Source organism: Roseateles sp. P1_C6, from assembly GCF_056406315.1.
In genome coordinates, this window is record NZ_JBFUAK010000008.1 from 22952 (window position 1) to 39159 (window position 16208).

A 16208-nucleotide genomic window follows, 5' to 3' on the forward strand; every position below is an offset into this window, starting at 1 on the left:
CCCTGTTCGGACGTCCGCACTGCCGGCTGGTCTTCAGGGCGGTAGCTCATGAAGGCGGCGACCAGGCGATGCACTGGCGGATTGCGCCGCCATTCATCGCTCAGGGCGTCGACGGTGGGGAGGTCGACGTGCTCGCGGACGTAGGTCCAGGTCCATCCGGTGTTGGCGCAGACGAGGGCGATGAGACCGCGCCAACCTGTGCGCTCACCGCTTCCTGGTTTCCCTCGCCGAGCTCCTTGCGCCGCATGCCCGCAACGTCCATCAGGCACTCGTAAACGTCGCCGATGTTGCTGACGTCAATCAGCGCAGCCACGTCCTCGCGCGTGAACGCTGGGTAGTTGCGCTGGAGCGCCATGTGGGCCGCGTCAATGACGGTGGCCACCGCCTTGCGATCAGTGATCGCAAGCGTGGGCAGATCGTCGAGGCGGTCCTGCAGGATCTCCAGCGCGCCCAGGCTCAGCGGCGGCACCAGAAGCCGGCGACCCCCGAGGGTCGTCCAGATCCCCGGCACCATCAGGCCGCTCATGCCTGGCTCCAGTAGCCCGCCGAGCCGGTGCCATCGTCGAAGGCCTCGAAGCCGAAGTCGTTGACGACGAAGTCTTCGTTCTTGAACGGCAGGGAGAGCTTGTCGCTCTGGCAGTTGGTCAGGCTGATGACCAGCTTGCTGCCCTTGCTGTCGTTCAGCAGGATGACGCCAAAGCTCGGCGAGTACCCCATCAGCTGGTTGGTCAGCGGCATGATGAGGCCGCCGGTGGCGGAGCTGTACTCGTAGGACCGCAACAGGGCCTTGCTGGCGTCGGCGGCCGCGAACGTGTAGGTGCCACCGCTGACGCTGTATTGCCCCGCCGTGGGGCCGCTGGCCACCCGCGTGAAGTCGTTGCCGTTGGTGTCGCGTACGCCCAGGTCGCGGATGAACGTGCCGCTGCCGGGCGGCGTGGTGATGACCGTGTACGGGCCGCTGGGTGCGGGCACCGTGATGGGGTCATCGATGACCGGGCCCTTGAAGCCCACTTGCGGCGTGACGCCGAAGTGCAGCGCAGCCAGGTTGGCGGCGTTGATCTGCGCCGACTTGGCGCTGAACGCCAGCTTGCCCTTGCCGCGGCCGCGGTCCACGGGGAGCTGCGAGGAGCCATAGAGCGGCTTGCCCTCGAAGCTGAAGTCGCCGCTGACCTCCTGCAGGATGCCCAGGCGGATGGCTTGGGGGACGGCCAGCAGGTTGCCGAGGGCGTCGGTGCGCGTCGAGGCGATGAGCACGCCGACGCCGAATTTTTGGTTCATTGCCATGTCAGTTCCTCATTCGGTGGGGTGGTCGGCGGCGCCGCCGGTGGCCTCGTCGGCCTCCTGCAGCTTGAGCGCGTGGGGGTTGGCGGCGGCCACCTCGTCGGCGACCTCGACGGACTCGCCGGCCAGGGCGAGCGTGCCGTCGGGGCGCCGGATCTGGTGGCCGGGCTGGACGATGTAGATCGGTGTCATGAATGCCTCACAAAGATTTGGTGGGGGTGAGATAGAGCAGCCGGTAGCGAACCGACTTGATGAGCGAGGTGGTGTCGGCGGCCTGGTGATCGAACGAGGTTTCGACGCGCCGGATGCTGTCGACCAGGCCGAGCAGCTGCGCATCGGCAAAGAGCGCGTTGTGAGCGAGCTGGTGCAACACCTCGACCTGCGGAGACGGCGGCTCGCCACGCGAGAAAAACCGCAGGTCAAGTTGCAGCTCGTCGACATCGAACTCGGCGCTTTGGGGCGTCGTGGCGATGTCGCGAGGCAATGCGTTGACGCCGGGCGCCTCTTCGATGCAATACGCATCGGACCGCTCGCGCCACACCGTGCCCTGGCCGGCCAGGGCCGCCTTGAGCACGAGGTCCACACGGTCGAGGATCTGAGCCAACGCGGTCACGGGCGCACCTTGGACAGGCCAGCGTCGGAGAACACACCATCTTCCTGGGACAGCGGTGCGGTGCGCAGGCGGTAGCTCGCGCCGCCGCCCTCGCCCGCAATCACGAGGACCTCGTCACGCTTGAGGCCCGGCCAGGCGGCCGTCTCGAACGTGACCTTGAACTCGCTGCTGATGACCTGGCCGCCGTCGATGACTTCGGCGGTCTGGTCAAAGATCATCAGCCCCGTGATGGCCGGGCCGCCGATCGACGGCGTCCAGCTCGTGGGGCTGCCGAAGTCAGCCAGGAAGGTGCGGGCGTCGACGCTGAACATGGCGTCAGGCCGCAGGCGCAGCAGGCTGTGCGGACGTCTGCATTGCCGCGACGATTTTGGTGGCCATGGCCGTCGCCATCGCCTCAACGAGCGCGACAGCCTCGCCGGACAGGCCCAGCGCCTGGCCGGGCGCGACCGGCATGACCTTGCTGTCGAGGTAGGCCTCGGCTTCCTTGCTCTTGGGCTCCAGCTTGTGAAAGTGGCGGTCGGCCTGCGCCTGGTCGAGGTCGCAGATCTGCTTGCCGTAGTAGGTGTTGGTCTGGGTCTGGGTCTTGCCGTCGCCGAGGTCGACCAGGGTGACGATCTCGACGACGAAGCCGTCGCGGACTTGGAATTTCATGATGGGTTTCCTTTGGGATGAAAAGGCCCGGGCCGCCAGGGTTTGAAGCTGGCGGCCCGGAAAGCGCTGGCAACAGCGCGGAGACAACCGAAGATCAGAAGCCCGGGGTCAGGGCGTCGGACATGGCCGAGAACGAGGCGGCGTGGCGCAGGCCCACGTCGCACGTCTGCATGGCGCGCACGAGTACGTCGCCGTTCGCGAAGCCGGTGCTGTCGAACGGGTTGAACGCCAGTTCGGTGACGCCCCACAGCGCGAGGAAGACCTCCTGCCAGTTGCCATACGCGACCTCGGAGCAGATGCCGGCGGCGCTGCCCTTGGTGAGGTTGCTGCGCATCTGCTGCGACTCGGCGTAGGGCGAGCCCTTGACGCGGTCGGGGCTGCCGGCGGTGAGGCCGCCCTGCGGGTCCCACAGGTATTGGCCGGTGGTCGACTTCAGCGTGGACAGGTAGCCGACGGCCTTGCTGTTCATCGCGAAGGCCGCGGCACCCTGCGGGGCGTTGGCGAACTTGGTGGCGTACTTCAGCTGGATCAGGTGATCGAACGAAAGGTTGGCGCCGTTGGTGCCGCCGACGATCGAGTTGATGCCGGCCGTGTTGACGATGCCGGTGGGCTGGTTGGCCGAGCCCGAGCCGGAGATCGCGGCGCGGTCCATCTCCAGCGCGATGACGGCCATGAGGTCCTGGCGGGCCAGCATCTCGATGGCGGGCGTACTTTGCAGCAGCATCAGGCGGCTCATCTTCGAGAACGCCGTCACCGTCTTGGGACGCAGGCTGACCTTGTCGAACGTGGCTTCCGCCTCGGTCATCGCGCCCGACTCACCCACCCAGGCAGTGGCCGTCTGGCTGTTCTGGCGCGGGATGTCGATGTTGCCCACCAGGCCAGTGAGATAACGTGCGCCCAGGATCGCGGTGACCAGCTGGTTGCGCAGGACCTCGATGAAGTTCTCGTACAGGAGCTGAGTCTGCACGAGGTTGCCGCCCTGCGCGGCCGTGCCTACCAGGTAGGGCGCGCGCTGCTGCACGATGCCCTGATGGCTGAGCATCTGCCAGGCGCGGGCGTGTTTCTCGTCCGGCGCGAACGGCAGGTCGTTGGGCAGGAAGAAGCCGGAGCCCTTGCCCATGCTCTTGCGGATGGCCTCCGAGACCTCGCGCTCGAAGCCGGCACCGCTCCAGTCGTTGTTGACCAGCGCATTCATCAGGCGCAGGAACGAGTACTGGCGCTTTTCCTTGCCGGTCAGGTCGGGCGTGTAGGTCTCGCCGAGGTTGGCGACGGGCGCCTGGCTGCGCGCCAGGATCTCTTCGAGCACCAGGCCACGAGCGCCTGCGATGTCCGTGCCGTCAGCAATCAGCTTGCTGACCTTCTCGGCGGAGAGGTCGTGCTTGCGACCCAACGCGACGATGGCCTCGCAGCGCTCGCGCTCGGCCTTGGCCGGGTCGACGGTGGTAGTGGCAGCGCCACCGGTGGAAGTGACCGCTTCCGCCGCATTGGCGACGGGGGTGCGACGGAACTTTTTCAACATGGTTTCCTCGTCTTCAGGTTGGGAATCAGTGCGAGTAGCCGCACCAGGCTGGGCTGCAGCTGCGCGCGTGGGGAGTTCCACGGCGACGCTGCGGGCTTGGGGGTCAACGTCAGCGCGTGCGGCGCTGCGGCCGATGCCGACGGTCTGGTCGGCCGGCACGCTGACGATGGAGATTTCGTAGGCCATCCACTCGGTGGCCGTGTAGACCGCGTCAGGGTCGTAATACGGGTCTTCGTCTTCGCTATCGATGCGGTACTTGGTGACCCGGTACATGAACGACACGTTGCGCAGCACGCCGTCCTGGACCATGCCGAACAACTCGTCGCCGCGCGGCGTGCGGGCGAAGCGCACGACGGCATGGCCACGGCCGTCGTCGCCGATCCACGCGCGCTCGACGACGCCAATGACGTCATCCATGTCGTGGTTGAACAGCAGCGGCGCGCCGTCGTTGAGACGCGAGAGATCGGCGCAGGCCTTGTCATGCGACAGGACCTCGCTGCCGAACCAGCGGTCGACGGGCTCCTCGCTGCTGAAGCTGAGCTGCAGCGTGCGCGCCTCGACGTCGAGGCCGGGGACGGCGCGGGCGGCGACGTCACCGACGCCGGCGGCCGCGACGGCCAGCGCCAGGGTGATGGAGCGGGCCAGCGGCGCGAGCTTGGCGCCGTTCTTCAGCGGCTGGCGTTCGGGGGTGAGGACAGCGGACATGGGTTTCTCCAGGCGTAAAAAAGCCCGCCTTGCAGGGCGGGCCGAGGGAGTCGAGGCGGCGTTAGATGGGCAGCGTGGGGCGCCACAGCCGGCCGATGAACTTGGCGCCGTCATCGTTGAGGTGGATGGAACTGACCGGGTCCGTCAAAGCCAAGCTGGTGACGAGGCCGCCATTGGGGCCAAGGAACACGCGGGAGTCCCCCTTGAGCGCCGCGTAGGCCTGGTCTCGCACGCTTGGGTAGAAGCCGCCGGCATCCCACTGCGGGTCCGTGACATCACCGACAAAGCGGTTGGTGATGCCCAAGCCGACACTGTCGGCACCTGCCGCAAGGGCGCGGCGCACCAGGTTGACCAGCGTCGAAGCGACGGTCGCCACAGGGCTGCCGTAGTCGCTTTGGTGGCCGGAGAGGAGAACCATCGTTTGGAACTCTTGCGCCTTGGACTCCGTGATGGCGCTCATGAGCGTCGCGATGTAGCCGCGCGGGTCATAACCGCTGTCGCCAGCCTGATAGACGTAGCCGGCCACGTCTTTGGCATCTGCGGCGTAGCAGGTCCAGGTGACGGCGCCGTCAACGACCTGTTGGCCGGCGACCGTTGGCCACGCCACCGGTCCGGCGCTTGTTTGCTGGCTGACGCCTGGCGTTCCCTCGGCCTTGTATTTATATCCATTCGCGACAGGGGGAAGGCACCAAGATCCTGGCTGGAAACCGGTTGTATTGGCTACCCAATTGCGGATGTATCCATTCCACGTAGCAAGAATGCCCGCGCCACCAACCGCAGTGTTTCGTACCCGAACACAGTAGCCCTCATCGCCCAGCAGCTGCGCGAGCACGTGGAAGGGGCCCGTCTTGCCGGCCGCCTCGAAAGGGAAGCCGCGCATCGCGCTGATGTGCACGGCGGTCCCAGCGGCAGACACGGCGCTACCCAATTCGTTGGACTGAAGGCCAGTGAGGATCGCGAGCTTAGGGCCCGTCTGGATATCGTCGTCCGTCACGATGCGATTGGGGTTGCGGTTGAAATCCCAATCAAGCTGCGGCGCGTTCTGGAGCGTGAACCCTGCGGGGAAGATGGCGACGCGCAGGGCCGCGAACCGGACGGCGTTGCTGACTCGCGCATTGGGGAACGTGGTGTCCCCCGAGTTGCCCAGCACGAAACTCACAGGCGTCGCGGCGTCGACAGTGGTGTACCCAGTGCCATCGGCGGAGAACAGTTTGTTGGTCCAGTTGGGCTGGAGCTTCCCGTCCAGCCAGGCGTTCATGAGATGCGTGGCGCCGTCAAACCAGACGGTCACGTTGAACCACGTGTCGGCAGCGACTGTGTCGCTGGACGCCGCCAGCTGCACGCCACTGGCGCCGCACCGAATGCCAAGGCTGACGAGGTTGCCCGCACCGTGCTGGACGATTAGGCCGTTGCGCGTGCCGTTCGCACAGTTGCCGACCAGGTGAGCGCCAGTAATGATCGTCGGCGTCTTGACCCGCATCTGCATGAAGAACGAGGCGCCAGTCGCAAAGTTCCACTGGAGCTCCGATGGCGGGTAGCACAGCGCCTTGGCCGTGCCCGCGCCGGCGGCGCCGCCAAGCACGCTAAGAGCACCGCGCTCGGTGTTGTTGACATCGGCATCGGTCGTGTTGCCGGCATAGACCAAGTCTGGGCCCGCCTGCGCGAGGTTCTTCACCGAGCCCGCCTGCTGCTGGTTGATGCCGAGCACCAGCAGTTTGGTGTACCTGTTTTCCTTCCTCGTGGGCACGAACACCGCGCCCCGCGCATCGACCACCACCATCGTCGCCAAGCCGCGGTTGACCAGGTCGTTGGCCAGGTCGTCGCTGACAGCCCACGGGTTGCCGGCGCTGGTGAGCGGGCCAACGCCCACGCCACCGAAAGCCGAGGCGCCGGGGCGCATGTTGATTTGCTTGGTCATTCCTGGTTCTCCTGGGCACCATCGGCGCCGGGTTGTTTGCCATCGTTGGATTCGCCGGCATCGGCGCCTGGCTCGGCGCCGGGCTCCGTGCCCTCGGCTTGGGCGCCCTGTGCAGGCGTCTGCACACCTTGTGCGGCGCCCTTGCCTGCCACCTTTGCGGGGTCGGTGTCGAACACCAGGCCGCACTCCGCAGCCATGGCCAGCTCGCGCTCGCGCTGCTTGAACACGTCTTCCCAGTCGCCACCCTTCGCCGCGATGACCTCCGCCACCGAGGCGAAGCCGGCGCGCACAGAGGCCTGCGCTGCCAAGACTTCGCGCTGCGGGTCGACCCAGTCCCAGCCGCGGGGCAGCCAGCGCACGGCCTGGTAAATCTCGGGGTCGGACTCGAAGGCGGGCAGGTTGAGCTCGCCCGACAGGACCGCCAGCTCTAGCCAGGCCTCGAAGACGGGTTGATGCAGGGTTTCGATGAGCCAGGCCTGCAGGACGCGCCAGTGGTCGCGGTCATCCAGCAGCGCCAGGCGGCTGGAGCTGTAGTTGCTTTGGCTGTAGTCGCGGCTGAGGCTTTCGTAGCTGAGGCCGATGCCGGCAGCAACTCCACGCAGCATGAAGCGCATGAACGGGTCGAGGGCCGCGTTGGCGCTGCTGGGGTTGAAGCCGGTGAAGGTCTCGCCGGGGGCTAGCTCGTGGATGGTGCCGGCGCTCATGTCCCAGACGCGCTCGCCGTCGACGACGTCGTCGGTGCCGCTGTCGACCTCGTCGGTGGGCAGGTCGCTGTCCTGCGTGGTGACGAAGCCCATGACGGACGCGCTGGCTCGGGCGCGCACGATCTCGGCCTCGGCCGCGCCGCCGATGTGGCGCAGCTGGGTCATGGCCGCATGGAACCAGCTGACGCCGCGCGTCTGGTTGGGGCGGTCCCACACCGCGACGTGGATGATCTCCTCGGCCGGCACCCGCTTGTAGTCGTTGGTCTGCGGGACCGTCTGCACCATGTTGTCGCCGGGGTGGCGGGGGTGCATCCAGTACGCGACCGGGCGCAGCCACTCGTCGACCTCGACGCCCATGCGGACTTCGTTGTTGGTGCCAGGCGCGCGGCCGGTCCAGTTGTCGACGAGCTGGTCGGCCTCGATGACTTCGAGCGCCAGAGGGATGCGGCTGTCGGCGAACTTGCGGCGCACCAGGCGGATGAGCACCTCGCCGTCGGCCGCGACGGCCGCGATGACCTGGCGCTGAATGGCGGCCCAAGACAGCTTGCCGGCGGTGTGGCAGCGCTTGCCAACGCCCCAGCGCGCCCACGCGGCCTCGATCTTGTCGTTGACACGTTTGTTGAGCTTGCCGCCGCCGGTGAGTACCTCGCTTTGGAAGCCGATGCCGCGGCCAACGATGTTGTTCGAGATGAGACGCAGCGCCTGCTTGGCGTGCTCGTTGTCACGGCACAGCTGGCGAACGCGGTTGCGCAGCGGCCGCAGCGAGGTGTAGAGCTCGGCGTCAGCGCTGGTCGACATGGCGACCCAGTCGGACGTCGTGCGGCCGTGGGCGGCGCCGGCGTAGCTCCGACGACCGCCAGCACGAGCAGCGCCCCAAGCGCTCGCGCCAGCCATGGACAGGCCCCTCTGCCGTGAGGCGCGCAGGGCCTCGGGGCCGTGTTGCTGGCGCCAGGCTTCGAGCACGCTGGGCTGCAGCTGCAGGCCGCGCGAGGACTCCACGCGACGCAAGGGCATGGGCTTGGTTTCGGTCATGGTCAGTTGGGGCGGAAGCGCACGCCGATGTGGGTGGGGTTGCCGAGGCCGTTCTTGATGGACTGGGCCTTGCGCTCGCGCGAGACGATGGTTCGGTACCGGCTGCGCAGCTCCAGCAGCTCGGTCATCGGCGCCTTCTTCAGGGACCGGCTGCCAATCGTGTATTCGGTGACGAAGTCCCCGGTGGCGCGCGACTCGATGGCGGTCTCGATGGTGGCGAGGATCTTCTCGGCCTGGCTGCGGCCGTCGAATACCGCGTTGCTGAGCGCCTGCAGGTTGGGCTTGACCGTCAGCACGCCGTCGCCGACGGTGAGGCGAGCGCCGGTCTTGAGCGCGTAGGCCTGCCAGTACCAGCGCACCGCGGCGGCGCCCGTGTTCAGGGCAGCGCTTTGCGCGGTCGTCAGGTCGAGCTGCCAGCCGCTGCCGCTCGCCGTGCCGTCGAGGTTGAGCTCGGCGCCAGGCGTGGGGCCTCGGAAGCTATAGCGCAGCGTGTAGTGGGCGGAGTCCACCGAGGCGCCAACGCCATCGGTGAAGGGGTTTTCCAGCCAGCTCGCGCTGTCGCCCGCGACGATGAATGCAGGGATTCGCATGGGCTTACCAGTTGTTGGCAAAGCCACCGCCGGCGCGACCCCGCCGCGCCTTCTTGCGCGGCGGCGCGGCGGGGGGCAACGTGGCCACGGTGGCCGGCTGCGGTGGGTTGTTGGTGGGCTGTGCAGGCGTCTGCACGGCGGGCTGTGTGTCGGCCTGGTCGTCGGCCTGGTCGGCAGCGACGTCGGGCGCGGGTGTCTCGCTTACCACGGTGGCGTCCTCGACGACGGGGTCGAGCAGGCCGCGCTGGCGCAGGCGCTGCTCCAGGGCATCCCAATGGCCCTCGCGGAGGAGGTTGATCTTCTGGCTACGCGCGGCGTGCAGGGCGTAGACCTCGGCGTCGAGCCCTTCGTTGCGCACGCCGCCCTTCTTCGTCCAGGTCAAGCGGCGCTTGGGGCCGGTCGGGATCTTGACCTCGCTGGTCAGCTGTTCCCAGTAGTCGGCGCGCACTGATTCGTAGGCGTGCATGCGGCCCGGGCCGGTGCCGGTCAGGCGCGAGCGGGTCTCCAGGATCAGGTCCTTGGCGCGCGCGGTGCCGACGATGTGCTGCTGCAGGCCGTGCTTGGCGGGCTTGAGGTTCTTGCCGGCGTCGACCACGCGGGGCGTGGGGGCGAAGATCTCGCGGCGGTCGTTGGACTGCTCGGACGCGCCCTTGACGCTCATGAAGTTGCGATGGCGACGCTTGCGGCAGAAGGCGTTGACCACTTCCGTGCGGCTGCCGTCCGATCCGTCGATGCTGGCAGCGACAACGCCGAGGGTGGCGCCGCCCCACTCGTGCTCGAAGCGGCGCGACAGGAGCGCGTCGAGGTCCGTCCACGCGCCGGCCTCGGCGCTGCCGGTCTCGCCGAAGATCTCGCCCCAGTACACGAGCCAGCTCTCCTCGCCTCGGCCCCATGCGCGGATAACGATGGCCAGGCGGTCATGCTGGACGTCGACGCCGGCGGTCAGCAGCAGCCCGCCGGCGGGGACGGTGAACTCGGCATAGCCGAGAGCGCGGTCCTTCAGGTCGGAGGCCTCGGGGAGGTTGCTCTTGTAGGTGAAGCTGCGCGCCATGCGCGTGTTCTGGAACGCGCGCTTGGGGTCGACGTTGCCGAGCTTCTCCGCTTCGTCGGCACGGGCCATCTGGCGGCCCAGGCCCAGCCAGGTGATGGAGCCGGCCGGCGCGTAGAACGCGTTGATCTCCAGGCTGACCGTCTCGCCGTCGCCCGACGCCGTGACCACCCAGCAGGCGGTGCCGCCCAGCGCGGCGTCGCGCAGCATGTCGGGTTTGTGCTGCTCGTCGATCTCGCTGCCGCAGGCCGGGCAGACGAACCATGCGCGGTCGACGATGCCTTCGTCGTTGCGATGAATGCGGAAGTTCTCCTGCACCAGCTGGTGCAGCTCACCGCAATGCGGGCACGGCACTTGGTAGTGCTCTTGCGTGCCGCGGTCGAACTGGTCGTCGATCTCCGAATGGCCCTGCACGGTGGGCGTGGAGACGATGTAGATCTTTTGCTCACCCTCGTGCGTCGTCGTGCGGGCCTCGGCCAGCTCGGCCGGGCTGCCCTCGCCGTCGAGGTTGCGCTCCATGCGGTCGACCTCGTCGAGGAAGACATAGCGTGCCGGGATCTCGGCGAGATTGCTGGAGCTGCCGGCCGTGGTGATATAGAGCGTGCCGCCGTCGAAGTCCTTCGAGTCGACGGTGTTGCGGCTGTCGCGGCTGCGCGGCTTGGCGACCTTGGCCTTGACCTGGTCGCACGCATTGATCGAGTCCCCGACGCGCTTGCTCAGCCGCTTGGCGAGCTTGTCCGTCGGCTCCAGCGCGAGGATGTTGGCGTTGCCCTGGTCGATCCAGCCGAGGCACGAGCAGATGAAGGTCTGCGTCTTCAGCATCTGCGACGCCGCACGAACGATCACGCGCTTGCACGGGTCGCGTGGTGACAACGCCTGCAGGACACGCCGCGCGTAGGGCGTGTGGGCCAGGTTGTAGGGGCCAGGCACGGCCGAGGGGGGCGGCACTACGACGTGCAGCTCGGCCCACTCGTCGAGGTGCAGCAGTGGGTCGGGCGCCATGGCGCGCGCGACAGCTTCCTGCACTGCGGCGTAGCCGTCGGCGACGTTCACTCGCCGGGCCCTTCGTCGGGCGGCAGCTGGCTGCCCATGTTGGTCGCCATGCTGGCCAGCGTGCGCTGCTGGAACTGCAGCAGGGTCGCGCGGATCTCGTCTTCGAGCAGCTGCTGGATCTCGCGCGGCGAGGTCTTGTTGACCAGGCGGCCGCTCAGCTTGCGCGGCAGGAAGTTCAGCGAGTTGCGCAGCTGGCGGAACGACGTGAAGGCGGACTGGATGGCGGCCTCGCGGTCGATGAGCGCGCCCTGCATCTGCGCCAGCTTCAGCGCAGCCATGCCCGCTTCGCTGGCCTCGCGCGAGGCCTTGGCCACGTAGTACGCCGCAGCGTTGTCCGTCTTGGCTTGCGCAGCCGCAGGAGGCGTTGCAGGCGTCTGCACGGACGCGGCGACGGCAGCGGCCGTCTTGCCGGTCGGGCGCACGCGCTCCAGCACGATGACCCGGGCCTCGTCGAGGTCGAGCTTGCGGTCGCCGCCGAGCACAAGCACGCCACGGCCGACCAGGTCGTTGACAGCCTGACGGCTCACGCCCAGCTCGCGGGCGAGCTCGGCCTGCGACACACGGCGAGCGGTCGTTGGGGCGGTCATGGTTGTCAAGCGGAGGGGTGCAATGTCAAGGTGTCAAGCAATCGCCGACGCCTGCCACTAGCGAGAAACCGGGGTCATGGCGCCCGCGTCATTCAGGCGCCAGGAGGGACCCAAAAATTCAACGGCTGAGCCTCTTCAGTTCGTGCTCAAGCCGCGCCTCGAAGGTGGAGGCGATGACTGTGGCCATGACCTGCTGCAGGCGGTTGGTCGAATACACCCCGCCCACGCTTGGCCCATACAGCTTGCGCACGGGGTAGGCGTGCCAGCCGCCCTCACTACCGCGCTTGTGCTGAGACTGTCGGCGGATGACCACCTTGCCGGCCTTCTTGTCCTCGACGTACACAGCCGAGGTGCCATTGAGCCGTTGGGCGATGAAGGCGCCTTTGATGAGCTTGCGAGCACCGAAGATCTTCACCGTCACGCCGGCCTTGGTCTCACGCGCGCTGAAGTCCATCAGGCTCTTCGTGGCGCGGCGCACCAGCAACTTAACGCGGCGCTGGCCGCTGCTGGCCTTGATGATGGTGATCGCGTCTTTGATCTCGGACGCCTTGAACGCATACCCCATCGCACGCATCTCCCTGGATGCAGCGGTGCGCGTCATCTCGGCGCACCGGTTCAGCGCCAATGGCACGGCCTTGCTCACCGTGTCCCGCTTGTAGTTCTCCATGCGGGACAGCACAGCGTCGAGGTTGTTGCGGGTTGAGACTTCCACAAAGAGAACGCCCGGCCAGTCTTTCGACCGCCGGGCGCAATTTGGATAAGTTGCCTGAACTCTAGCGATTTCCCATATTCCCTAAAACTCATTTCACAGGAGGTGGGCCAGCACGGCATGGGCACGCCAGATGCGTTGGTCGACCGTCGCGGCCGACGAGACCATGGCGGCCGCAATGCTGGCGACCGACTCATTGGCGCAATAGTGCCGGACCAACGTCTCCTGCAGCGTGCGGCTCAGCGAGCTGATGTGAAAGTGGGTCATGCCGCCCCTGCCCGGCAACTCGACCTTGAAGTCAGGCCGCATGCCTTGACCGGGCCGGCCCCAATCGGGATCGAGGCAGTTGCGCGAGGGGTAGCCAGCCCCCTTGTCGCACTCGCCGGCCGAGCGCACCCATTCCCCCCATTCCCACAGCCTGGCCTCGACCCGTTCATTACGCGCCATACACGCCCTCCTCCACTTCCTTGCGTCGCTGCGCTTCCTTCAGCCCCCGCGCACCGACGATGTCCCATGCCTGCTTCTCGCCCGTGTTCAGGCGTCTGCACACCGTGCCATCGGGTAGCGGCGCCAGCATCAGCACCAGGCCATGACGTCGCCAATCCGCCTCGGCCCATTCGCACAAGATGGGCGAGGCCTTGCGGTCGAACGGCGTGCCCAGGCAGACCGGCCCCTCGCGGGCAAAGAACCACCCCGCCTGGCCGCCGAGCACGCCGCGCTTCCAGCACTCATCGAGGTGCAGCCCCTCGCCGAACTCGCGGTACTCGCCCAGCAGCGCCGTCACACCCGGCATGAACTGCTTGAACCAGCTCCAATCCTTCTTGTCCACCTTGTCCACCTTCTTTTAGTGAGAACGGAACACCTGAAATGCCCTCGCACGCGCGCCCCCGAACCCACGAGCGCATCCGCACATCCGTGATTCCGATGTGGGACCGAGTCCGGGCAGAGCTCCGCCAAAACCCCTGAGACCGGACAACCCGGGAAGGCTCAGAAATCAGTGCAGAGGCATGGACAGCCCGGACAGGGGCTGCGCTGAGGCTCCAGGTGCGCCTGGTCGCGTCGGGCTACATAGGCAACGCCACGCCGCCCCCGACCTTTTCCGGCGCGCGCACCGATCTCTGGTCAGACAGGGCAGCCATTGGTGGCCTCCTGGGGTTGATCGCCCTGCGCAGGGCTATTCGGTCCAGAGCTGGCGCTGGCAGGCGTCACCACCCACGTCGCCGGCTCATCCTTCGGCCGCACATACATGCGCGGTCTGTGGCCGTTTTCATCGGTCGGCCGCGTCGTGGTCCAGCCCAGCCGCGTCATCGTCTGACCTGCCTTGCTCACGACCACGTCGGTCTGCTTGTCGTTGCTGTAGCCGATGCGGTTCAGCAGCTGCGGCAGCGTGATGGTGTTCACCAGCGCGCCGTTCTCGCCCATATGCGGGACCTTCTGCTCCGGGTCATAGAGGTAGGCCCGAATCAGCGAGTCAATCGAGTTCTCGCGCATGCGCGCCGACTGCTGCGGGTCGAACCACTTCCGTTGCTCCGCGATGGTCGGATGGAAGCGCACGCCGTTGTCGAGGTGGACCAGCGCCTCGGCCAGCAGCTGGTCGCGGTTGTCACGCAGCCAGTCGAGATCCGCAGGCCCGTAGAGCTTGGCTGGCCAGAAGCGCCGGTTGCCCGTCGCGTCGGTCATGTAGTGCTCTTCGTTCGTCGTGCCGACGAAGACGACTTGGCGCGGGTAGTCGCGCGGCCGCCGGTCGAACGTCGCCCGGAACCGATCCTTGGCTGACGCAATGAAGAGCTTCACCAGCTTCACGTCGGCCTTGCTCATCGAGTCCAGCTCGCCCCACTCATAGACGTGGATGCCCTGGATGTTCTGGTAGCTGTCCTTCTCGCCCAGGATCAGGCCCGTGTCGGCATAGAAGTCGCCCCCGAGGATCTTGGCGATGGTCGACTTGCCCCACCCCTGCGGCCCCTCGAAGATCAGCATGTAGTCGAACTTGCAGCCAGGGCCGATGACGACCTCGCTGCCGCGACGCTGCGGCGTCATCACGCGCGCACACATCGCCATCAGGAACCACGGGCCTGCACGCTCAAGGTACTGCTTCAGGGCCGGGTCGGGCTCCTGCTTGCCCATGCACACCCGCTGCAGCCAGGTCGCGAGGCGCCGCTCACCATCCCAAGTGCCCCGCAGCCGCTCGACGGCCTGGCGCACTGGGTGCACCTTGTGCCGCTTGGCCACCATCAGCGTGGCCTCCTCCAGCGTGCCGCGCGGCATCGGTGGCAGATACAGCGTCCGTGCGAGCCAAGAGCCCATCTCCAGCTCGTCCTCCTCCTGCCACGCGCCCGCCTCGGTGCCCCAAGGGGTCGGCTTGAGCTTGATGACGTTGTTGGAGAACTCGTCGAACGCGATGACGCCATCGGCCTCGGGCGCGCCGGGCACGCCCTTGTCAGGCAGCCCATCGAGCGCAAGCACCGCGTTCTCCCGCACCGCCTTGATGGCGCCCGTCGACGAGGTCAACAGCTTGTCGCGCCAGGCGAGCGACTCGCCATCCTCCACGCCCGCGCCAGCCACGGACGGGGTGGCCTTGGCCATCGCGCGCGCCTCGTCGTTGTGCGACGTGAACTCAGGCGACGACCGGATGAAGTCGCGCAGCTTGTCGACGTCCCAACCCTCCTCGATGGCGTCGGCCACGTCCCAGCCGTCCTTCGTCTTCAGCAGGCCCAGCACCGGGCACAGGTACACCTGGCAGGCCTGCCGCGCCTGCAGCTCGGTGCCGATGTTCATCATGGCCACCATGCCCGGCTGCTTGAACGGGTGCAGCAACGGCTTCGAGCTGGGCAGCGTGCCCGCCTCGCGTTCGGCCTTCGTCAGCCGCTCATGCTGCAGATCGACGTCGGGCCACAGGTAGACCGTCAGGCCCTTCAGCCAGGTCCAGTCCGCCATCGCCCACGTCTTGCACCCGCCTGGCCACGCCACGACGGTGAACTCGGTCCCGATGAGCTTGTGAGCCTCCTCGGCGCACTTCTCGCCCTCGACCACCAACACCGGCAACTGCGGCACGATGCCCTCGGCCGGCACATACAGCGGCCGCGGCACGGGCCACTGCATGCTGTGCCACTTCTGCCCGCCGCGCGCGTCCTCGATGTTCTCGCACCAGGTCCACGGCACGGCGTCCTTTACCAGCTCGCCGCGGCTGTCGATGCGCTCGTACCGGGCGACATAGCCCAGCAGCGCACCGCCCATGCGATAGGCCCACGTCCGCACCGCCTCAAACTCGTCCCACTTGTCCGTCTTCTTGTTCTTGAACCCGAAAATGAACTTCGGTTTGGGCGCGTGCTTTGGCACTGGCAAGATGGGCCGCCACTTCGGCTCGCCCCGCTTCCGCGGCTGGCGCGGCTCCGCCGCCTCGGCATCAGGTGGGCCGTCAAGTGGCGAGCCCGGCCCCGGCCCAGCAGGCCCGGCCGGTGCAGGCGTCTGCACAGCCTGGCGCGCATCGTCATCGCGCGCTGAGATCCAGCCCAGCCGCTCCATGAGCTGGATGGCGGCCTCGTGGTTGCTCAGGTTGTGGATGCGCGCATACAGGCTGATGAGGTCGCCGCCCTTGTCGTCGCCCCCGCCGCCGTTGTCGATCCACTGGCCGGTGGCCATGTTGACGTTGGCGCTTTCGCCGGGCGAGCCGTCGAAATCGCCGACATACCAGCGTCCATTGCGCTCCGCGCCGGCCGGCAACCACTCGGGCAGCAGCGAGTCAACGCGCTGAAGCAGCGCGTCCGCCAGACGCACATAGTCGATGGGGTTACGGACCAT

At 67.4% G+C, this 16208-nt stretch carries 16 protein-coding genes; all 16 read right to left on the reverse strand.

The window, feature by feature from the left end; all coding sequences use genetic code 11:
* Positions 1 to 100 precede the first annotated feature (100 nt).
* A complete protein-coding gene (locus tag AC1D29_RS18065) occupies positions 101 to 526 on the reverse strand; it encodes a hypothetical protein (protein ID WP_477899898.1) in 426 nt (141 codons plus the stop codon).
* A complete protein-coding gene (locus tag AC1D29_RS18070) occupies positions 523 to 1284 on the reverse strand; it encodes a hypothetical protein (protein ID WP_477899900.1) in 762 nt (253 codons plus the stop codon). Before AC1D29_RS18070 ends, AC1D29_RS18065 begins: the two co-directional genes overlap by 4 nt.
* Positions 1285 to 1293: 9 nt before the next feature.
* Positions 1294 to 1473, reverse strand: coding sequence for a hypothetical protein (locus AC1D29_RS18075; RefSeq protein WP_477899902.1), 180 nt, complete (start codon positions 1471 to 1473; stop codon positions 1294 to 1296).
* Between the two features lie 7 nt (positions 1474 to 1480).
* Positions 1481 to 1894, reverse strand: coding sequence for a hypothetical protein (locus AC1D29_RS18080; RefSeq protein WP_477899904.1), 414 nt, complete (start codon positions 1892 to 1894; stop codon positions 1481 to 1483).
* Positions 1891 to 2205: a head-tail joining protein gene (locus AC1D29_RS18085; protein ID WP_477899906.1), complete on the reverse strand. Its 315-nt coding sequence runs from the start codon at positions 2203 to 2205 to the stop codon at positions 1891 to 1893. Before AC1D29_RS18085 ends, AC1D29_RS18080 begins: the two co-directional genes overlap by 4 nt.
* Before the next feature lie 4 nt (positions 2206 to 2209).
* Positions 2210 to 2545 carry a hypothetical protein gene (locus AC1D29_RS18090; protein ID WP_477899908.1) on the reverse strand — a complete coding sequence of 112 codons (336 nt, stop codon included), beginning with the start codon at positions 2543 to 2545 and terminating at the stop codon, positions 2210 to 2212.
* Positions 2546 to 2639: 94 nt separating this feature from the next.
* Positions 2640 to 4769, reverse strand: a complete 2130-nt coding sequence (locus AC1D29_RS18095) for a phage major capsid protein (RefSeq protein WP_477899910.1) — start codon at positions 4767 to 4769, stop codon at positions 2640 to 2642.
* Positions 4770 to 4830: 61 nt separating this feature from the next.
* A complete protein-coding gene (locus AC1D29_RS18100; protein WP_477899912.1) occupies positions 4831 to 6687 on the reverse strand; it encodes a hypothetical protein in 1857 nt (618 codons plus the stop codon).
* Positions 6684 to 8423, reverse strand: coding sequence for a phage portal protein (locus tag AC1D29_RS18105; RefSeq protein ID WP_477899914.1), 1740 nt, complete (start codon positions 8421 to 8423; stop codon positions 6684 to 6686). The genes AC1D29_RS18100 and AC1D29_RS18105 overlap by 4 nt, the downstream gene beginning before the upstream one ends.
* Before the next feature lie 2 nt (positions 8424 to 8425).
* Positions 8426 to 9013, reverse strand: a complete 588-nt coding sequence (locus tag AC1D29_RS18110) for a hypothetical protein (RefSeq protein WP_477899916.1) — start codon at positions 9011 to 9013, stop codon at positions 8426 to 8428.
* 4 nt (positions 9014 to 9017) lie between these two features.
* On the reverse strand, positions 9018 to 11114 hold the full coding sequence (locus AC1D29_RS18115) for a phage terminase large subunit family protein (RefSeq protein ID WP_477899918.1): 2097 nt from the start codon (positions 11112 to 11114) through the stop codon (positions 9018 to 9020).
* Entirely contained in the window at positions 11111 to 11701 is a 591-nt protein-coding gene (locus AC1D29_RS18120; protein ID WP_477899920.1) for a hypothetical protein, read from the reverse strand. Before AC1D29_RS18120 ends, AC1D29_RS18115 begins: the two co-directional genes overlap by 4 nt.
* Before the next feature lie 118 nt (positions 11702 to 11819).
* Positions 11820 to 12368: a hypothetical protein gene (locus AC1D29_RS18125; protein WP_477899922.1), complete on the reverse strand. Its 549-nt coding sequence runs from the start codon at positions 12366 to 12368 to the stop codon at positions 11820 to 11822.
* A 138-nt stretch (positions 12369 to 12506) separates the two neighbouring features.
* Positions 12507 to 12857, reverse strand: coding sequence for a hypothetical protein (locus AC1D29_RS18130; RefSeq protein ID WP_477899924.1), 351 nt, complete (start codon positions 12855 to 12857; stop codon positions 12507 to 12509).
* Positions 12847 to 13239, reverse strand: a complete 393-nt coding sequence (locus tag AC1D29_RS18135; RefSeq protein WP_477899926.1) for a hypothetical protein — start codon at positions 13237 to 13239, stop codon at positions 12847 to 12849. Before AC1D29_RS18135 ends, AC1D29_RS18130 begins: the two co-directional genes overlap by 11 nt.
* 293 nt (positions 13240 to 13532) lie before the next feature.
* Positions 13533 to 16208, reverse strand: coding sequence for a VapE domain-containing protein (locus tag AC1D29_RS18140; protein ID WP_477899928.1), 2676 nt, complete (start codon positions 16206 to 16208; stop codon positions 13533 to 13535).

What these genes read in the sequence shown, in the direction of transcription:
- AC1D29_RS18065 (WP_477899898.1), bottom strand. Translation starts at nt 526, where the DNA reads ATGAGCGGCCTGATGGTGCCGGGGATCTGGACGACCCTCGGGGGTCGC.
- AC1D29_RS18070 (WP_477899900.1), bottom strand. Translation starts at nt 1,284, where the DNA reads ATGGCAATGAACCAAAAATTCGGCGTCGGCGTGCTCATCGCCTCGACG.
- AC1D29_RS18075 (WP_477899902.1), bottom strand. Translation starts at nt 1,473, where the DNA reads ATGACACCGATCTACATCGTCCAGCCCGGCCACCAGATCCGGCGCCCC.
- AC1D29_RS18085 (WP_477899906.1), bottom strand. Translation starts at nt 2,205, where the DNA reads ATGTTCAGCGTCGACGCCCGCACCTTCCTGGCTGACTTCGGCAGCCCC.
- AC1D29_RS18090 (WP_477899908.1), bottom strand. Translation starts at nt 2,545, where the DNA reads ATGAAATTCCAAGTCCGCGACGGCTTCGTCGTCGAGATCGTCACCCTG.
- AC1D29_RS18095 (WP_477899910.1), bottom strand. Translation starts at nt 4,769, where the DNA reads ATGTCCGCTGTCCTCACCCCCGAACGCCAGCCGCTGAAGAACGGCGCC.
- AC1D29_RS18100 (WP_477899912.1), bottom strand. Translation starts at nt 6,687, where the DNA reads ATGACCAAGCAAATCAACATGCGCCCCGGCGCCTCGGCTTTCGGTGGC.
- AC1D29_RS18105 (WP_477899914.1), bottom strand. Translation starts at nt 8,423, where the DNA reads ATGACCGAAACCAAGCCCATGCCCTTGCGTCGCGTGGAGTCCTCGCGC.
- AC1D29_RS18110 (WP_477899916.1), bottom strand. Translation starts at nt 9,013, where the DNA reads ATGCGAATCCCTGCATTCATCGTCGCGGGCGACAGCGCGAGCTGGCTG.
- AC1D29_RS18120 (WP_477899920.1), bottom strand. Translation starts at nt 11,701, where the DNA reads ATGACCGCCCCAACGACCGCTCGCCGTGTGTCGCAGGCCGAGCTCGCC.
- AC1D29_RS18125 (WP_477899922.1), bottom strand. Translation starts at nt 12,368, where the DNA reads ATGGAGAACTACAAGCGGGACACGGTGAGCAAGGCCGTGCCATTGGCG.
- AC1D29_RS18130 (WP_477899924.1), bottom strand. Translation starts at nt 12,857, where the DNA reads ATGGCGCGTAATGAACGGGTCGAGGCCAGGCTGTGGGAATGGGGGGAA.
- AC1D29_RS18140 (WP_477899928.1), bottom strand. Translation starts at nt 16,208, where the DNA reads ATGGTCCGTAACCCCATCGACTATGTGCGTCTGGCGGACGCGCTGCTT.